Genomic DNA, 18184 nt, shown 5'->3' on the forward strand with positions numbered 1-18184 from the left:
CTTATCTCAAAAGTAGTATTATTTTATTTGATGCTTTTGAGTGCATACTGTGTTATTAGTTTTCTACTAAGTAAAAAAAGAACCACTACTTATTTCTGTACCAAATAATATTATTTGTAGTCATTTGTTGGCCTTCTCGATGTTGTTTAAAGAAGAACTGTTAATGTTTTTTAAGAAACTTTGATTTTGGATTGCTTTATTTTTTTAATTATAAAAGTAATATTATTTTTATAAGTCGTGTAGAGCGAATTATAAATCATGTTTTTTAACATTAGTAATAAATGAAAATAGACCTTAGAAGTGATACAGTCACTAAACCAACACCAGAAATGCTTCAAGCAATGATGACTGCTGACGTAGGAGATGATGTATATAAAGAAGATCCAACAGTAAACGCTTTAGAGGAAAAAATCGCGAATATGTTTGGAAAAGAACAAGCGTTGTTTTTTCCGTCAGGTAGTATGGCCAATCAAGCAGCAATTAAACTACATACCCAACCAGGAGAGCAATTAATTGCAGATAAATATGCGCATGTATATAATTATGAAGGAGGTGGAGTGTCTTTTAATAGCGGAGTTTCTTGCAAACTATTAGAGGGTAATAGAGGTATGATTACATCATCGCAGGTTGAGGCCGCAATAAACCCTCCTGATTTCTATCATAGCCCTTTAACAAGTCTGGTATGTATAGAAAATACAACAAATAAAGGAGGAGGAGCATGTTATGATTTCGAAGAAATTAGGAACATTAAGCGGGTATGTAATAATCACAATCTAGGATATCACCTAGACGGTGCAAGATTATGGAATGCCTTGATTACAAAAGAAGAAAGTGCTGTAGACTATGGAGAAGCTTTTGATACCATATCCGTGTGTTTGAGCAAGGGGTTAGGGGCACCAATTGGATCTGTGTTAATTGGTAATGCAGAAATTATGGAAAATGCCATTCGAGTAAGAAAAATTTTAGGAGGAGGCATGCGGCAAGTAGGGTATTTAGCTGCTGCCGGAATTTATGCATTAGATCATCATTTTGATCGACTTAAAGAAGATCATAGAAGAGCAAAGGAAATAGGAAGCGTTCTTCAAAACTTATCCTTTGTAAAACAGGTCGAACCCATAGATACAAATATTATAATATTTACTATTGATGGTAATGAAGAAAACTTTATATCAGAAATGGAAGCAAAGAATATATACTTTTATGGTATGGGGCAAGGAAAATTAAGATTTGTAACACATTTAGATTATACGCAAGAAATGCATGAGTATTTCTTGAACCTTCTGGCATCTTTTAAACTAAATAAAGCTGTTTATGAACTATAAACAGCTTTATTTATTCTAATTTTTATAAAAACACTTAAAAATTATACTTCCTTAGTTTTTGCATCTGGAGCATTTTCTCTAACAGAATTAATTCCATTTTCCATTCCAGATTCAGAAGAATACATTTGACTGCTTCCTATTACTTGACCGTTACCGGCTTTTAGGTTAAAAAAGAATTTACCATTTTTTGCTGTTTTACGCTCATATCGTCCATCTTCTGAAGCATTTTTCTTTACAGACTCAATACCGTTTTCTGCAGCTGCTTTACTATTATAAACTTCACTACTTAAAATGACTTGACCATTCTTAGCTTTTAATGTGAAATGATAACTAGACCCTTCCTTATTTTTGAGTTCAAACATAGTATTAATTGTTTTAGTTAATTTTTAGCTTTTGCTAAAATTATAGAATTAAAAGGAAAAAGAAAAATGTATTCCATCAGAAAGGTTGTCAATACTCTAAAAAAATCATCTTTTAAATGATAGATACATTATTATGTATTTGTTAAGTCTAAGATTTTATAAAATAATAGTAATTAGAGTTGCAGTCTAAATAAAGCTTTATTTGATGAGTTAAGGATTAGTTTTAAAACAATATAATAAAAAATATTAAAGTTATACTATGGTTTTCCGTAAGGAGAGGACTAGTATTAATTTATAAATTAGTAATTCAAGATACAGAAATTCTGAAATGTGTACTATTCATTTTGATATGGTATTTTATCGAAAAAAGGAACAAATCGTCGAAAATGTTAAAATAATGTGAACGTGAATTATTTATGTTCGCATGGTCAGTTCTTAGTTTTGTATACTATTAATAATTAAATATTTACATTCTAAACCATCAATTATGAATAAAGTTATCTTAGGGGGAGTTCTTATTTTTCTCGGCGCAAACGTATATGCTCAACAAGATTTGCCGCAAAACCCAGAACCAGGGAAATGTTATGTGCGTTGTACAACACCTGATGTATATGAAAATCAGACAGTACAAGTTAAAATTACACCCGAGTATAAGAAATTAAAAACATTTCCGGCAACTTATGAAACCGTTACCGAAAAAGTGATCGTAAAAGAAGCATCAAAAAAACTAACAGTGGTGGCTGCTAAGTACAAAACAGAAACAGTTACATTTATGAAAAAACAGGGGGCTTCTACTTTAAAAGTTATTCCTGCTAAACTGGGTCCAAGTTCAGAAAGTGTAGAAATTAAGCCCGCTTATGCTCAATGGGAACTAGGATCTCCTGCTCCTGATTGTGCATCTAGTAATCCCGATGATTGTAGGTATTGGTGTTATAAAGGTTATCCAGCAGAATTTACTACTATACCTGTAAAGGTCTTAGGTTCGGATGCAACAACAACCAGTTCATCTATTGCAGAACAATCTGCAACATATACAAAAAGAGTATTAGTAGAACCAGCAAGAGTAATAGAAGAAGAAATTCCTGCAGAGTATGGGACTATTACTAAAACTGTATTGGTAAAAGATGCATACACTGAAGAAGTGATTGTGCCGGCAACATTTAAAGATGTTACTAAAGAAGTATTAACACAAAAAGGTGGTTTGACTACATGGAAAGAAGTAGAATGTTCTCTTGTTGAGTATTCTGCGTTACCTATTAATTGGAACCTAGGAAGCGCAACACTAACTGCACAAGCTAAAAGTATTATTGATACAAGATTAATGCCTGTATTAGCAAATAATCCAGGTGCTAAAATGGAAATTGCGTCTCATACAGATGCAAGAGGTTCAAAATCAAACAACAAAGCACTTTCTGATAGAAGAGCACAATCTGTTGTAAGTTATCTTATTACTAAAGGTGTTAATGCTAGTAGATTAGTAGCTAATGGTTATGGCGAAACTAGACTTAAAAATAGATGCGCAGATGGCGTTACTTGTACAGAGAGACAACATGCATCAAACAGAAGAACAGAATTTAGATTAATTCAATAATTCATTTCAATCATAAAAAAAAGCCTGATAGATGATATCAGGCTTTTTTTTATTTGTTATTCTCTAACAATTCAAAATAATATTTTGGATCTCTAAGAGAGCTATATCCAGAGGCTTTATCTAAAACTTTACCTTTATGATTTAGTATATTAACTAAAGGAAATACTTTACCTGGGTTATATGAGTCAAGGAGTTTATAGTTTTCTGTTTTTTGATTTTCTGTAAGTAAATCAGCGTTTCGTGGTATATCGATTTTTAGGAATACAAAAGAAGATTTATAAGCATCTAACTTTTCATTTTCAAAAAAATCTTCTTTAAGAAGCATGCAAGGTTTACACCAATCACTACCTGTAAAGTATAAAACAATTGGTCTTTTTTCTTTTTTTGAAATGGTAATGGCTTTTTCAAAATCCGTAGCCCAAAATCCGCTATCTGTTTTTTCCTGAGAAAAACCTAGAAGACTAATAAAGCAAAAAATCAAATAAATAGACTTCATATTAGAATATTAAGATTTAGAATACTTGTAAAATACCAAAAACTATTCCATAAAATTACTTAACCCAGGAATATTTGGCATTCCTTCTTTTGCAACAGCTGCTAGTTCAGTTTCATTTACTTTAGTAGCTTTAGCAATAGCTTTATTAAGTGTAATAATTAAGTAGTCTTCTAATTGTTCTTTGTCGTTAAATAACTCATCTGCAATAGTTATACTTTTTACTTCTCTGTTTGCGGTTAGTGTAATTTTTAACAAATTATCAGAACTACTCTCGTCAACTAATACAGTATCTAGGCGTTTTTTTGTTTCTTCAACTTTTTGTTGGGTCTCTTTGAGTTTACCCATCATTCCCATCATATCTCCAAACATATCTTTGGTTTTTTAAAATTTACATCAACAAAATTAGTATTTTGGATTTTAATAAACTAATAATATATAAGTGTATCAAATGACCATATTTTGAGTTATATTTCGAATAAATATCATGACTAATTAATGAATTAACAGAAATTGATGAAAACTTCGCACATTATATTCTTACTTTCAATTACTTTTGCAACTTCTTGTAAAAATAATACCAGTAAAACCTTGGAAACAAAAACGAAACACCCAATAGCAGATAAGAAACCAACAAATCTAGAAAAACATGATGATGTAAGGGTTGATAATTATTTTTGGTTAAATGATAGAGAAGATCCAGAAGTAATTGATTACTTAGAGCAAGAAAATGAGTATAATGATATAATAACGGGGCATACCAAAGATTTTCAAAAGGATATTTTTGAAGAAATGAAAGGTAGAATTAAAGAAGATGATTCTTCTGTTCCTTATAAACTTAATGGGTATTGGTATATAACAAAATACGAAAAGGGTAAGGATTACCCGATTTACTCAAGAAAAAAAGAAACGTTAGAAGCTTCTGAGGAGATCATATTTGATTGTAATGAAGAGGCAAAGGGGCATAACTATTTTAGAATGGTTGGTTTAAGTGTAAGTCCAGACAATAAACTTGTTGCATTTGGCGTAGACACAGTAAGTAGACGTAAGTATACAATACGAATTAAAAACCTGGAAACAGGAGAAATTTATCCTGAAACACTAGAAACTACCTCAGGAGGTAGTACTTGGGCTGCTGATAGTAAAACCTTGTTTTATACTAAGAAAGATGATGAAACACTAAGGTCTGATAGGATTTATAGACATGTTTTAGGTACTAATGTATCAGAAGATGTAGAGATCTATAATGAAAAAGATGATACTTTTTATACGTTTGTATATAAAACCAAGTCTAAAAAATATCTTGTTATCGGTTCGGGAAGTACTCTTACATCAGAATATAGAATTTTGAGAGCAGACGATCCTATGGGAGAATTTAAAATTTTTCAACCAAGACAAAGAGGATTAGAATATGGCATAGCACACTATGATGATCATTTTTATGTGTTAACAAATGCCGACGAAGCTAAAAACTTCAAATTAATGAAAGTCTCTGAAGAGAACACATTAAAAGAAAATTGGAAAGATGTGATACCACATAGAGAAGATGTTCTACTTGAAGATATCGAGATTTTTAAAGAATATTACGTGATTAGTGAACGTAGTAACGGCTTAAACCTCATTAATGTGAAACGTTGGGATAAAAAGGCCGATTACTATTTACCTTTTGATAATGAAACATATACAGCATATGTAAGTACCAATCCTGATTTTGACACAAAAACACTTCGGTATTCTTATAATTCATTAACAACGCCTAATTCTGTTATAGATTTTGATATGGAGACAAAGGCGAAGGATGTCAAAAAAGAACAAGAGGTTTTAGGTGGAAAATTTGATAAAAATAATTACACATCAGATCGAGTATGGGCAACAGCCAAGGATGGTACAAAAGTACCCATGTCTTTGGTATACAAAAAAGGTATTGTAAAAGACGGTAGTAATCCCGTATTGCAATATGCTTATGGTTCATATGGTTCGACAATAGATCCTTATTTTTCTACCGCTAGGTTAAGTCTATTAGATAGAGGTTTTATTTATGCAATTGCACATATTAGAGGAGGAGAGTATTTGGGGAGAGCCTGGTATGAAGAAGGAAAACTCTTTAATAAGAAAAATACATTTACAGATTTTATTGATTGCTCAAAATACTTAATTGCAGAAGGGTATACGTCTAAAGATCATCTTTATGCAATGGGGGGATCTGCAGGAGGTCTATTAATGGGAGCAATTGTAAATATTGCTCCAGAATTGTATAATGGTGTTGTAGCCGCTGTTCCATTTGTAGATGTAGTTACAACAATGTTGGATGATAGTATTCCTTTAACAACAGGTGAATATGATGAATGGGGTAATCCAAATGAAAAAGAATACTATGAGTATATGAAATCATATTCTCCATACGATAATGTTGTGGCTCAGGACTATCCAAATATGCTTGTAACTACAGGCTTACATGATTCTCAAGTACAGTATTGGGAGCCAGCAAAATGGGTAGCAAAGTTAAGAGAGTTAAAAACTGATGATAACATATTATTATTACATACCAATATGGAAGCTGGTCATGGTGGAGCATCAGGTAGATTCGAAGCTTTAAAAGAAGTTGCCGAAGAATACGTGTTTTTATTAGATTTAGAAGGTATAAAGAAGTAATTAAAAAAAATAATGTAACTTCGTACCGTTTTTGTAACATTTTGTGGATACTTATTAAATTCTACAAACTTGTTTAATACAACTATATGAGAGAAGAAATAAGGGCTTATAATAATGTTCTGGAGCTTATCGGTGATACACCATTAGTAAAGCTAAACAGAATTATAAAAGGCTTACCGGGTAATTACTATGCCAAAGTAGAATCTTTTAACCCGGGGCACTCTACCAAAGATAGAATTGCACTTTATATTATTGAAGAAGCTGAAAGAAAAGGAATTCTTAAACCCGGTGATACAATAATAGAAACTACTAGTGGTAATACTGGTTTTAGTTTAGCTATGGTAAGTGTTATCAAAGGTTATGATTGTATTCTTGCAGTAAGTTCTAAATCATCAAATGATAAAATAGCAATGCTCAAGAATATGGGCGCTAAAGTTTATGTATGTCCTGCGCATGTATCGGCAGATGATTCAAGATCTTATTATCAAGTGGCTAAGCGATTACATGAAGAAATTAAAGGTTCAGTATACATAAATCAATATTTTAATGAATTAAATATTGATGCGCATTATAATTCTACAGGCCCGGAAATTTGGGAACAAACCAATGGAAAACTAACACATTTCGTAGCTTGTTGTGGAACTGGAGGAACTATTTCTGGTACAGCAAGATTTTTGAAAGAAAAAAATAGTGAAATTCGTGTTTTAGGAGTAGATGCATACGGATCGGTAATTAAAAAATATCATGAGACACGAGAATTTGATGAAAATGAGATCTACCCTTATAGGATAGAAGGACTAGGCAAAAATTTAATTCCTACGGCTACAGATTTTGATGTTATTGACAAATTTGAAAAGGTTAGTGATGAAGATAGTGCACATACAGCAAGAGAACTTGCAAAAAAAGAAGGTCTGTTTTTAGGATATACTAGTGGAGCAGCTTTACAAGGCATCAAACAATTCGCAGAACAAGGAGAATTTGATGAAAACAGTAATGTCATTGTCATTTTACCTGATCATGGTTCTAAATATATGAGTAAAGTATTTAGTGATGAGTGGATGTCCGAACAAGGATTCTTTGATAGCAAGAATGAAATTGATGCACAAAAAGTAGAGTTTATTAAGTAAAACTTCTTTAAAATATAAGATTTATAAGCATCCCAATTCTTTGGGATGCTTTTTTTATAGTTGTTTGATCATCGTAATGTGCTATTTCCCCAATTGTTGGAGTCAATTATATTTACTAAATTACAGGAAATCAATAAAATAATTACTGTAGAATACTTTTGCAAAATTGTGATTTGTTAAAATTAAACTTTGTAAAAGTGAATTTCAATATAATTATGCCATCAAATCAATTTTCCGTATTTTCGCAAACTTATAAGAAACAATTTTTTGATAAATGAGAGATTTATTTGATAAAATTTACAAAGACAAAGGGCCATTAGGAAAGTGGGCAGATAGAGCTGAAGGATATTTTGTTTTTCCTAAGTTAGAAGGTCCAATATCAAATAGAATGAGGTTTCAAGGGAGAGAAGTTATTACCTGGAGTATCAATGACTATTTGGGATTAGCTAATAAAGAAGAAGTACGTAAAGTAGATGCAGAAGCTGCAGCTGCTTACGGTTCTGCATATCCTATGGGAGCAAGAATGATGAGTGGTCATACCGATCTTCATGAACAATTACAGGATGAACTTGCCGAATTTGTAAATAAAGAAGCTTCTTACTTATTAAATTTTGGGTACCAAGGTATGGTGTCAACAATAGATGCCTTGGTTAGCAAAGACGATATTATTGTATATGATGTAGATGCTCATGCGTGTATTATTGATGGAGTTAGATTACATCAAGGGCAACGATATACCTATAGACATAATGATATTGAGAGTATAGATAAAAACTTGATGAGAGCCACTAAAATGGCCGAAAAAACTGGAGGAGGAATTTTGTTAATTTCTGAAGGTGTTTTTGGTATGCGTGGAGAGCAAGGTAGGTTAAAAGAAATAGTTGCTTTAAAAGAAAAATATAATTTTAGATTATTTGTAGATGATGCTCATGGTTTTGGAACATTAGGAGTTACAGGAGCAGGAACAGGAGAGGAGCAAGGGGTTCAAGATGACATAGATGTATATTTTGCAACTTTTGCAAAATCTATGGCAAGTACAGGAGCTTTTATAGCAGCAGATCAAGAAATTATAGATTATTTAAAATATAATTTGCGTTCGCAAATGTTTGCAAAATCATTGCAAATGCAACTTGTGGTAGGTGCTCTTAAACGTTTAGATATGTTAAGAACTATGCCTGAGTTAAAAGCAAAACTATGGGAAAATGTTAATGCATTGCAGAATGGATTAAGAGACCGTGGTTTTGATTTAGGAACTACACAAAGTTGTGTTACACCTGTTTACTTAAAAGGAAGTATTCCTGAAGCAATGGCGTTGGTTAAAGATTTGAGAGAGAATCATAGAATTTTTTGTTCTATAGTAGTATATCCTGTTATTCCTAAAGGATTAATCTTATTAAGACTAATCCCTACAGCCTCACATACTATGGAAGATATTGAAGAAACACTTGTTGCTTTTTCTGCGATTCGTGAACGATTAGAAAACGGAACGTACAAACGTATGTCTGCATCTGTTGCTGCTGCGATGGGAGAATAGTGACACATAAATATAAATAGAAAAAAACCGCTAAGTATTTTTAGCGGTTTTTTTTATTGGGTCATTTTCTATCTGCAATGTGTGCTAGGACCTTTTACACATTTTCCATTGATACATGTACACCGTCCATCTGCATTTGTTGAACAATCTAATTTAAATGGTCCAACGAAGCAAACAGGACCTTGTGATCCATTATCTGGAAATGTTGCATCACCTCCATGGATATTCTTTTGTTGCCGTTTTGCTAGTTTTTGAACTCCTTGTAATTTTAAAATTTCTTTTAACATTGGAATGGGTTTTAAGATTTATTGCTTTTACGAGACTCTTGGTATTTAAATCTCAATAATTACTTTTTAAATATACTAACATATCTAAATGCACTTCGTTAAATATAAGTTATATAATATGTGTATACTGATAAACTTATAACAAAAAAATAGCGTTCAACTATTCCAATAGAATTTAAGCTAGTTTGTTTTTGAAGAACAAATAATTGTTGAGAGTAGTTCGAATTTAAAGATTATAAGCTTTTTCTAAAAGTCCTTCTTATCTTATGTTGTTCGTGCTCATAATCGCTCCAAAGTGCCTGAATAGCCTTGTTTTCTTCTAATTCTGGATTTGTTTCTACCATTTCAATTCCATTTCGAAGAAAAGCTTCGTTCATTTCCTTGAAAATAAGAGCGGTAACACCTTTGTTTTGGTACTCAGGATCAATCCCGATAAGATAAAAAGCAGCAGTATCATTTCTGCGTTGTGCTTTTAAGATGTGTAAAAATCTAAGTGGATATACTTTTCCGTTCATTTTTTTCAGAGCCTTAGAAAATGAAGGCATTACAATAGAAAAAGCAATAAGCTTATCGTTTTTGTCAACGATACAGGTAATATATTCAGGATTCAAATAGGGTAGGTATTTCTTCTTATACATGTCTATTTGATACTGTTGTATCGGAACAAAAGTTTGTAAACTACTATATGTTTTATTAAGTAAATCAAACATATCGTCGGCATACTTAAGAATCTCTTTACTTTTCTTAAATTTTAGAAGTTTAAGTTGATAACGTTCCTTAATTACTCTTGAAAATTTAATAACTTTTTCTTTAGTCTGTTTAGGAATCTTAATTTTATACTCTACCCAAGTAGCGGCAGGTTCAAAATTAAGTTGCTCCATATGTTCGGCATAGTAAGGAAAATTATACCAAGTGATCATTGTATTAAGCTCATCAAATCCTTTAATTAGAATTCCAGCTTTATCCATGTTGGAAAACCCAACAGGCCCTTCCATATATTCTAAATTATGCTGGGCTCCGTATTCAGAAACTTTACTTAAGAGTGCTTTGGTGACTTCGATATCGTCAATTACATCAAACCATCCAAAACGTATTTTAGATTTCTTTTGTTCTTTTACCTCTATCCAATTGATAATAGCAGCAATACGACCAACAATATTATTGTCTTTATAGGCTAAAAAATACCTCGCTTCTGCATTTCTAAAGACAGGGTTTTTTTTAGGATTCATTACATCCACCTCTTCTTTAATGATGGATGGAACATAATATGGGGAATTTTTATATAATTCAAAAGGAAACTTAACAAACGTGGTTAAATCTCCTTTAGATGTAATTTCTTTAATCGTAATCATATATCATCTCTAATTCATAGCAAATATATAACCCTTTTATTAAATATTAAGAATGGACACAGATCATTTTGTTAACTATGATCGAGTTTTTGATATAAATATTTCTGAAATTTCTAATTTACACCTTATCAAAATAATTATATGTCGAATTTTTCTAATTCTTTCTCTATTTCACTATCGTCACTTTCTTGCTCTTTCTTTTTGTCTTTTTTGCCTTGAGCTTTACGTTTACTTTCTTCTTTCTTTCGTTTCTTCTCTTCTTTTAAACGTTTTTTATCCTCTTTCTTTCTTCGTTTTTCTTCGTCTTTCTTTTTCTTTTCCTGCTCTTTTTGATACTTGTCATACTCGGCATCTACATCGACTTCCTCAGCTTTTTCTACTTCTTTTTTCTTAACTTCTTTCTCTTTTTGTTCTTCGGCATTTAGGTCATTTTCCATTTTTTCAAGCTCCTTGAGTTGTTTGTCTAAATCCTCAAGTTCTTGGTCAACACCTTTGTCTTCCTCCATTTTGTCAAGTTCGGCATCTATATCTTCAATCATTTTAGCCTTTTCTTTTTCGGCTTTTAGTGCAGCTTTTTCAGCAGCTCTAGCTTCTTTAGCTTCACGTTTCAGACGTCTCGCTTCTTCTTTTTTGAATTTTTTACCTTGTTTTTTGTCAACTTTTTCTTGCTCGATACGCTCACGTTCTAATCGTTCGTCTGTTCGTCTTTGATCAAGATCTTGTTCCATTTCATCTCTAAAACTATCATCTTCGAAATCATTGATAAATGACGTTTTTCTAGGTTTAATACTATCATTTTCTTCTTCTCCTTCTTCAAGCTCTCCTTCAAGACCTTCTTCACCTTCTAGTTCTTCTTCATCCTCTTCCTTATCTTTTACACCACCTTCAAGGCCTGGTTGTTCAATAATTTCATCTTTCTTGTGCCAATCAAATCGATAAGATGCTCCAAAGCTACAGGTGAAAATAGAAGGAGTATCTTTAAAATTAAATGCAATATTAGCATCGAATTGTAAATCTTGGTCAAATAAATAAGCACCACCAAGTCTCATGATATTATCACTATAAAAATCACTCTTTTGAACTTCATATTCTATAAAACCGGCCCAAGTCTCATTTATAGTATGCGTAGCGGTTAATATAAGGCCAAAAGCAGGGTTGTCGGTTGTGACTTTATCTACAATAAGATTGGTAACAAAAGCCCAATCTCCACCATAATTTGTAGTCCAGTTATTTTGTGCAGCAATTACAAATTTAGGACTTATTGAGGCGTCACCTGGGAAAGTAAAGGGATTATCAGATGCTATAAAATTTACTCCCGCATATGCAGATACAGCAGGAATTAAAGTTTTCCATCTAAATTTATAGTGTTCTTTCCAACTTTTTAGTTTCTCGTAATTAAGAGAATCATTTTCTTTAGGTCTCTTATAAGGATCGTAAATGAGATATTTAGCACCAATTGTATTAATCTCAAAATTACTTCTATTTATTTTTTGTTGATTAGCTCCAATAGTTTGCGTTACCCCATCGGCTCTATATCGACCATTTAACCTGATTTCAAGTTGCTCTATAAGAAGGCCATAACGTACAGAGTAGTCGAAGTTAAAAACATTAGTTTTAGTGTCTAAAATTTTGTGCTTTTCTTTCCCAAAGCCAAAGCCACCTTCTAATTGTAAAACATTATTACCAACCGAAAAAGCCCCTTGTGAAGTACCAGGTCTATTTGAATTAATTTTTTCGGTATATTGTGCGTTAGCCAATACTCCCAATAAAAAAAAGGAGACTAACAGCAGAATAGATTTAGGGCTCATATTCGATATATTTGGTTCAAATATAGCAGATTTTATCATTTTTTTAGGATTGAATGGGGGTAATTGTATATAGAGTTCCTTATTTTTGAAAAAAATTAATATGCAAGAAGCTTCTGTGACAGGGGTGTTAAAGGTAATTTTCATTCTTGTTCTTATATATTATGGACTAAAAGTACTAACGCGTTTATTTGGTCCTGTATTGCTTAGATATGTAACAAAGAAAGCTGGAGAGAAATTTCAACAGCAATTTAACCAGCAAACACCACCACGTCAATCTACAGATGGCGAAGTTACAATTGATAAGAAACCAAAACAAAATTCTTCTAATAAAGATGTAGGAGAATATATCGATTTTGAAGAAATTGATTAATTTGGCGCTTCAATACGTAAACTTGCACAAATCATGTCTCACATCAAAAGAATAGTACCACACATTCTTGTTATTTTAGGTTTTATTATTGCCTCGTTGGCCTATTTCACTCCTGTGCTTAGTGGTAAGATGTTGTACCAAAATGATATTAAGCTGTATGAAGGTATGGCGAAACAACAAAAAGATCATAGGGCATCTACCGGAGAAGAGACATACTGGAATAATTCTGCATTTGGTGGTATGCCAACATATCAAATAGGAGCTCGATTTCCACATGATTATATGGATAAATTAGATCGCTTGATCCGTTTTCTACCAAGACCTGCAGATTATTTATTTTTATACCTAACTTGTTTTTATATTTTAATGCTTGTTATGCGTGTTCCTTGGAAAATAGCAATTTTAGGAGCATTAGCTTTTGGGTTTTCAGCCTATTTAATTATTATCATAGGAGTAGGGCATAATTCTAAGGCACATGCTATTGCATATTTTCCATTGGTGCTTTCAGGTATTTTATTAGTATTTCAAAAACGATATATAGTAGGCTTTTTGTTAACCGCTATAGCCATGGGGCTAGAGATACAAGCCAATCATTATCAAATGACATATTATCTTGGATTATTAACATTAGTGATGGGAATAGTCTATTTTATTGATGCTTTCAAGAAAAAAGAAATTCCGCATTTCTTTAAATCTGTTGGTATATTAGTTGTTGCCGTGGCTTTTGGGTTAGCTACTAACGCAACTACATTATTGTCAACTTCAGAATATGTAGACACTAGTATACGTGGTAAGAACTTATTAGCTGATGCAGGCGCAACTTCGTCTGAAAAAAATGGCTTAGATTATGAGTATATAACAGAATATAGTTATGGGGTACTAGAATCACTCAACCTTTTTGTTCCCAAGTTAATGGGATTAGGACGAGCATCAGATTTAGGTGAAGAGTCAGCGTTTTACCAGCAATTGTTAGCTATGGGGCAACCAAGAGAACAAGCTGATTACTACGCCAACGTCACAGGTTTATATTGGGGAGCACAACCTTTTGTAGAAGCACCTCCTTACTTAGGGATTACAGTAGTATTTTTAGCATTATTAGGATTGCTATTGATTAAAGGAAGACTTAGGTGGTGGCTTTTGGCAGGAATGATTTTGTCTCTAACATTAAGTTGGGGTAAAAACTTAGAGTTTCTAACACGCTTTTTTATAGATTATGTACCACTGTATAATAAGTTTAGAGCAGTTTCAAGTATTCAGGTTATTTTAGAATTATTGATTCCTATTGCTGCAGTTCTTGGTATTCATAGTTTTTTTAATGATAAAATTTCATTTGAAGAACGAAAGAAGAAGTTTTTAATTACCATTGGTACTTTTGGAGGATTGTGTTTGATTTTTTGGCTTTTTGGAGGAAGTTTATTTTCTTTTAAATCTCCTTCAGAATTGCAATTAGCAATAGAACAACCTACTATTTTTGATGCGATAAAAGAAGATCGAATAACTATTATGAAAAGTGATAGTTTAAGGTCTCTACTATTTATTATTTTAATTGGAGGAGTGCTATGGTTTACATTAAAGAAAAAGGTTTCTGAAAATATAGCATTGATAGGAGTTGGGTTACTAATTTTAATAGACTTAGTTGCGGTAGATAAACGAAGTGTTAATGATGAAGGTTTTATCTCAAAAAGAGAATACAAAAATTATTTTCAAGCGACAGCTGTTGATAAAGAAATATTAAAAGATAAATCATATTATAGGGTTTTAGATCAAGCTCGAGGTTTTAATAATTCACATACGAATTATTTCTTTAATTCTATAAATGGATATACTGCGGTAAGACCAAGAAAAATGGAAGATTTATACTTTGGCCATATTGCAAAAGGTAATTTGGAAGTAATCAATATGCTTAATGTAAAGTATGTGATTCAACAAAATAAAGATCGAAAGTTAGAAGTGCAGCAAAACCCATCGGCTAATGGAGCAGCTTGGTTCGTAGAAAAATTACAATTTGTAAATGGATATAAAGAAGAATTTGAATCACTTAATACTATTGATACCAAAAAAACTGCTGTTATTCGAAAAGATTTCCAAAAAGATCTAGAAGGTTATAAACTGTTAAAAGATAGTGTATCCACAGCTGCTATCTCTAAAACTTTACCAGACCATTTAGCATATAATGTGTATGCTGCTAATCCTGGTTTTCTTGTTTTTTCTGAAACTTATTATAAGGATGGGTGGAATGCTTATATAGATGGGGAGATACAAACTATATATCCTGTAAATTATATGCTTAGAGGATTAAAAGTACCTGCAGGGAAACATAACATAGAGTTTAAGTTTGAACCTAAAGTAGTACAAACAGGAAGCGCCATTACTCTTACGAGTTCTATTATTCTTCTCATACTTATTATAGGAGCCTTGTTTTTTCAGTACAAAAAGACTGGTAGTTTATTATCTTTATCACAAGTTGATAAGTAAGATGATAGTTTGAAGGTTTTAATTATTACATATTATTGGCCACCGGCAGGAGGCCCAGGGGTTCAACGCTGGCTTAAATTTGTTAAGTACTTTAGAGAATTTGATATAGAACCAATTGTATATGTACCTGAGAATCCAACATATCCTATGAATGATGATTCTTTGTTGACCGATATTCCTAAAGATATTACAATAGTTAAACACAAAATATTTGAGCCTTATCGTTTTGCAGAATTTTTTTCAAAAAAAGAAGCTAAAACGATTAGTAAGGGTATTATAACGGCTAAGAAGAAACAGTCATTTATCCAAAGAGTATTACTATATATTCGTGGAAATTTTTTTATTCCTGATGCCCGAAAATTCTGGGTAAAACCTTCTGTAAGCTATCTAAAAAATATCATTTTAGAACATGATATTACTACAGTTATAACAACAGGCCCCCCTCATAGTGTACACTTAATAGGTCTTGCGCTGCAAAAACAAATTAAAGTTAAATGGGTTGCAGATTTTAGAGACCCTTGGACGACTATTGGATATCATGATAAGCTTAAATTAACAAATAGATCAATTAAGCGACATAAATTTCTAGAAAAAGAGGTTTTAAAACAAGCAGACAAGATAGTAGTCACTAGTTATACTACAGCAAAAGAGTTTCGTGAGATCACAAGCAAACCGATTGATGTAATTACTAATGGATTTGATATTGAAACTATCTCAGAAGTAATTTTGGATTCAGACTTTACAATATCTCATATCGGTTCATTACTATCTGGACGTAACCCTAAAAATCTATGGAAAGCGTTATATGAACTAACACAAGAAAATAGTTCCTTTGCCGAATTGTTTAAACTACAACTTGTTGGTGCTGTAAGTGATGAAGTGCTGTTAACTATAAAAGAAGCAGGATTATCAGATTTTGTAACTCTAAAAGGATATGTTTCACATAAAGATGCTATTTTAATACAAAGAAGTTCTCAAGTGTTATTACTTATAGAGATTAATAGTGCCGAGACACAATGTATAATTCCGGGTAAATTGTTTGAATATATGGTTTCAAAGAGACCAATTGTTGCGCTTGGTCCAAAAAATGCTGATATCCAAAAGCTTATATCAGAAACAAATTCAGGGTATTTTTTTGAATATCATGAATACGAAGAGCTTAAAAAACAAATCTTAGCGTATTTTAAAATGTTTCAACAAGGTAAATTAACCTCAAATGTTCGTAATATTGATAAGTATAGTCGCAAAGAACTTACAAAAGTAATGGCGGATTTACTTAAAGAATCTAAATAGTAATGTATCAAGTTAAAACTTTTTACATTTATAATTTACTTAATGAATGGGAGTTGTAGTTAATCAATCTATAAAAAATGTAATAATTACTTGTCTGGGCTTTGGTGTGGGTGCAGTAAATACGTTGTTTTTGTTTACCAATTTTATGGATGAGAAGTATTATGGTATGATTACCTACCTGATTTCTGCTTCTAACCTTATATGGCCATTAATGGCTTTTGGAGTGCATAACACACTGATAAAGTTTTTTTCGTCATATATAAATAAGGACCAACAAGACAGGTTTTTGAGTCAAATGTTGTTGCTTCCTTTTTTTATAGCCATTTTTCTGGGACTTTTGGGAATACTGTTTTATAGCACTATTCTTGATTTTGTAAGTGATGAAGATGCTATTGCAAAACCATATATATGGACAATTTTTGTTTTAGCTATCGCTATGTCATATTTTGAGGTGTTTTTTGCATGGTGTAAAGTAAAACTTAAAAGTGTCTTTGGAAACTTAATGAAAGAATTATTTGTTAGAGTTTTAACTTTTATTCTTTTGTTCTTTGTCTATTATCAAGTGATAAGTGTAGAGCAATTTATTTATGCTTTAATTACTGTATATGTCTTAAGAATGTTAATCATGATGTACTATGCATTGAGTTTGCATTCTGTTACTTTTAAACTTGCTTTACCGAACAATTATATATCGGTGCTAAAGTATTCTTTTCTTATACTTATAGCTGGTTCTGTTGCTTCGATGCTTATAGATCTAGATAAAGTTATGATAAAGCAGTTTCTTGCGATAGAGAATGTGGCTAAATATGGTATTTGTGCATATATAGCCAGTGTTATAATTATTCCTTCTCGTGCGATGCACCAAATAACATATCCGTTAACGGCAAAATTAATTAATGAACGAATTTATGATCAACTAAGAGAATTGTATAAAAAGAGCTCTCTAAACCTTTTAATTATTAGTGGCTTACTATTTATTCTTATTATTTGTAATGTCACCGCTTTATTCAATGTCATTCCTGATAATTATGAATTACTTATTTGGGTAATTATATTGATAGGAAGTTCTAAGTTATTTGATAATTTTTTGGGTAATAATAATTCCATATTATATAATTCTGATCATTATAGACTTGTATTGTATATTGGGGTAGGGATGGCGTTACTATCATTTGTGTTAAATATAGTATGTATTCGACAATTTGGTATAACCGGTGCTGCTATTGCCACTTTTATTGCAGTATTTTGTTATAATGTTGCAAAATTATTGATAGTAAAAAGTAAGTTCAAAATGCATCCGTTTTCAAATCATACTTTTTTCACAGCTTTTATAATTATAGCTTTTGTATTTGCATTTTATTTTTGGGAATTTCATTTTCATCCTATAATAAATATAATTTTAAAAAGTATTCTAATAGGGATTACCTATGGTTTCGTAGTCTATGTTACTAAAATGTCAACAGATTTAAATAAATTGATCAATAACATATTTAAAAGATAGGTTATAACCATAAAGAA

The 18184-nt window shown here is 31.7% G+C and carries 15 protein-coding genes; 9 read left to right on the forward strand and 6 right to left on the reverse strand.

Features of this window, described 5'->3' with window-relative positions; all coding sequences use genetic code 11:
• The first annotated feature begins 281 nt into the window (after nucleotides 1-281).
• Nucleotides 282-1322 (forward strand): low specificity L-threonine aldolase, encoded by a 1041-nt coding sequence (locus tag D1816_RS02975; RefSeq protein ID WP_118501130.1) that lies wholly within the window; start codon nucleotides 282-284, stop codon nucleotides 1320-1322.
• 41 nt (nucleotides 1323-1363) lie between these two features.
• On the opposite strand, the gene D1816_RS02980 is transcribed toward D1816_RS02975, so the two are convergent.
• Nucleotides 1364-1684 (reverse strand): YegP family protein, encoded by a 321-nt coding sequence (locus D1816_RS02980; protein WP_066310776.1) that lies wholly within the window; start codon nucleotides 1682-1684, stop codon nucleotides 1364-1366.
• A gap of 487 nt (nucleotides 1685-2171) precedes the next feature.
• Here D1816_RS02980 and D1816_RS02985 point away from each other — a divergent pair, with 487 nt between their 5' ends.
• Complete coding sequence (locus D1816_RS02985; RefSeq protein ID WP_118501131.1) at nucleotides 2172-3275, forward strand: OmpA family protein; 1104 nt, start codon at nucleotides 2172-2174, stop codon at nucleotides 3273-3275.
• Nucleotides 3276-3324: 49 nt separating this feature from the next.
• Here D1816_RS02985 and D1816_RS02990 read toward each other — a convergent pair whose 3' ends face one another.
• Together D1816_RS02990 and D1816_RS02995 are read right to left on the reverse strand one after the other, a co-directional pair.
• Complete coding sequence (locus D1816_RS02990) at nucleotides 3325-3771, reverse strand: thioredoxin family protein (protein WP_118501132.1); 447 nt, start codon at nucleotides 3769-3771, stop codon at nucleotides 3325-3327.
• Nucleotides 3772-3813: 42 nt separating this feature from the next.
• Nucleotides 3814-4140, reverse strand: a complete 327-nt coding sequence (locus D1816_RS02995) for a YbaB/EbfC family nucleoid-associated protein (RefSeq protein WP_066310767.1) — start codon at nucleotides 4138-4140, stop codon at nucleotides 3814-3816.
• 144 nt (nucleotides 4141-4284) lie between these two features.
• Here D1816_RS02995 and D1816_RS03000 point away from each other — a divergent pair, with 144 nt between their 5' ends.
• From D1816_RS03000 to D1816_RS03010, 3 genes are all read left to right on the forward strand, one after another.
• The gene (locus D1816_RS03000) at nucleotides 4285-6420 is read left to right on the forward strand and encodes a S9 family peptidase (protein ID WP_118501133.1); all 2136 of its coding nucleotides are present in this window, start codon (nucleotides 4285-4287) and stop codon (nucleotides 6418-6420) included.
• 86 nt (nucleotides 6421-6506) lie between these two features.
• A complete protein-coding gene (locus tag D1816_RS03005; protein ID WP_118501134.1) occupies nucleotides 6507-7547 on the forward strand; it encodes a PLP-dependent cysteine synthase family protein in 1041 nt (346 codons plus the stop codon).
• A gap of 274 nt (nucleotides 7548-7821) precedes the next feature.
• Nucleotides 7822-9081, forward strand: a complete 1260-nt coding sequence (locus D1816_RS03010; RefSeq protein WP_118501135.1) for an aminotransferase class I/II-fold pyridoxal phosphate-dependent enzyme — start codon at nucleotides 7822-7824, stop codon at nucleotides 9079-9081.
• Nucleotides 9082-9149: 68 nt separating this feature from the next.
• Here D1816_RS03010 and D1816_RS03015 read toward each other — a convergent pair whose 3' ends face one another.
• From D1816_RS03015 to D1816_RS03025, 3 genes are all read right to left on the reverse strand, one after another.
• Entirely contained in the window at nucleotides 9150-9368 is a 219-nt protein-coding gene (locus D1816_RS03015; RefSeq protein WP_066310757.1) for a hypothetical protein, read from the reverse strand.
• A gap of 233 nt (nucleotides 9369-9601) precedes the next feature.
• A complete protein-coding gene (locus D1816_RS03020; protein WP_066310754.1) occupies nucleotides 9602-10720 on the reverse strand; it encodes a GTP cyclohydrolase in 1119 nt (372 codons plus the stop codon).
• A 137-nt stretch (nucleotides 10721-10857) separates the two neighbouring features.
• Nucleotides 10858-12528 (reverse strand): transporter, encoded by a 1671-nt coding sequence (locus D1816_RS03025; RefSeq protein WP_158597779.1) that lies wholly within the window; start codon nucleotides 12526-12528, stop codon nucleotides 10858-10860.
• A 100-nt stretch (nucleotides 12529-12628) separates the two neighbouring features.
• Between D1816_RS03025 and D1816_RS03030 the strand changes: the two genes are divergently transcribed.
• Genes D1816_RS03030 through D1816_RS03045 form a run of 4 tightly spaced genes read left to right on the forward strand, consistent with a single transcriptional unit; the run spans nucleotide 12629 to nucleotide 18167 of the window.
• A complete protein-coding gene (locus tag D1816_RS03030; protein WP_066310746.1) occupies nucleotides 12629-12898 on the forward strand; it encodes a DUF4834 family protein in 270 nt (89 codons plus the stop codon).
• A gap of 33 nt (nucleotides 12899-12931) precedes the next feature.
• Nucleotides 12932-15373, forward strand: coding sequence for a YfhO family protein (locus tag D1816_RS03035; protein ID WP_118501137.1), 2442 nt, complete (start codon nucleotides 12932-12934; stop codon nucleotides 15371-15373).
• A gap of 9 nt (nucleotides 15374-15382) precedes the next feature.
• Entirely contained in the window at nucleotides 15383-16666 is a 1284-nt protein-coding gene (locus D1816_RS03040; RefSeq protein WP_118501138.1) for a glycosyltransferase family 4 protein, read from the forward strand.
• A gap of 46 nt (nucleotides 16667-16712) precedes the next feature.
• Nucleotides 16713-18167, forward strand: a complete 1455-nt coding sequence (locus D1816_RS03045) for a polysaccharide biosynthesis C-terminal domain-containing protein (protein WP_118501139.1) — start codon at nucleotides 16713-16715, stop codon at nucleotides 18165-18167.
• Nucleotides 18168-18184 lie beyond the last annotated feature (17 nt).

Origin of the sequence: Aquimarina sp. AD10 (assembly GCF_003443715.1) — a bacterium.
Taxonomy (GTDB): domain Bacteria; phylum Bacteroidota; class Bacteroidia; order Flavobacteriales; family Flavobacteriaceae; genus Aquimarina; species Aquimarina aggregata.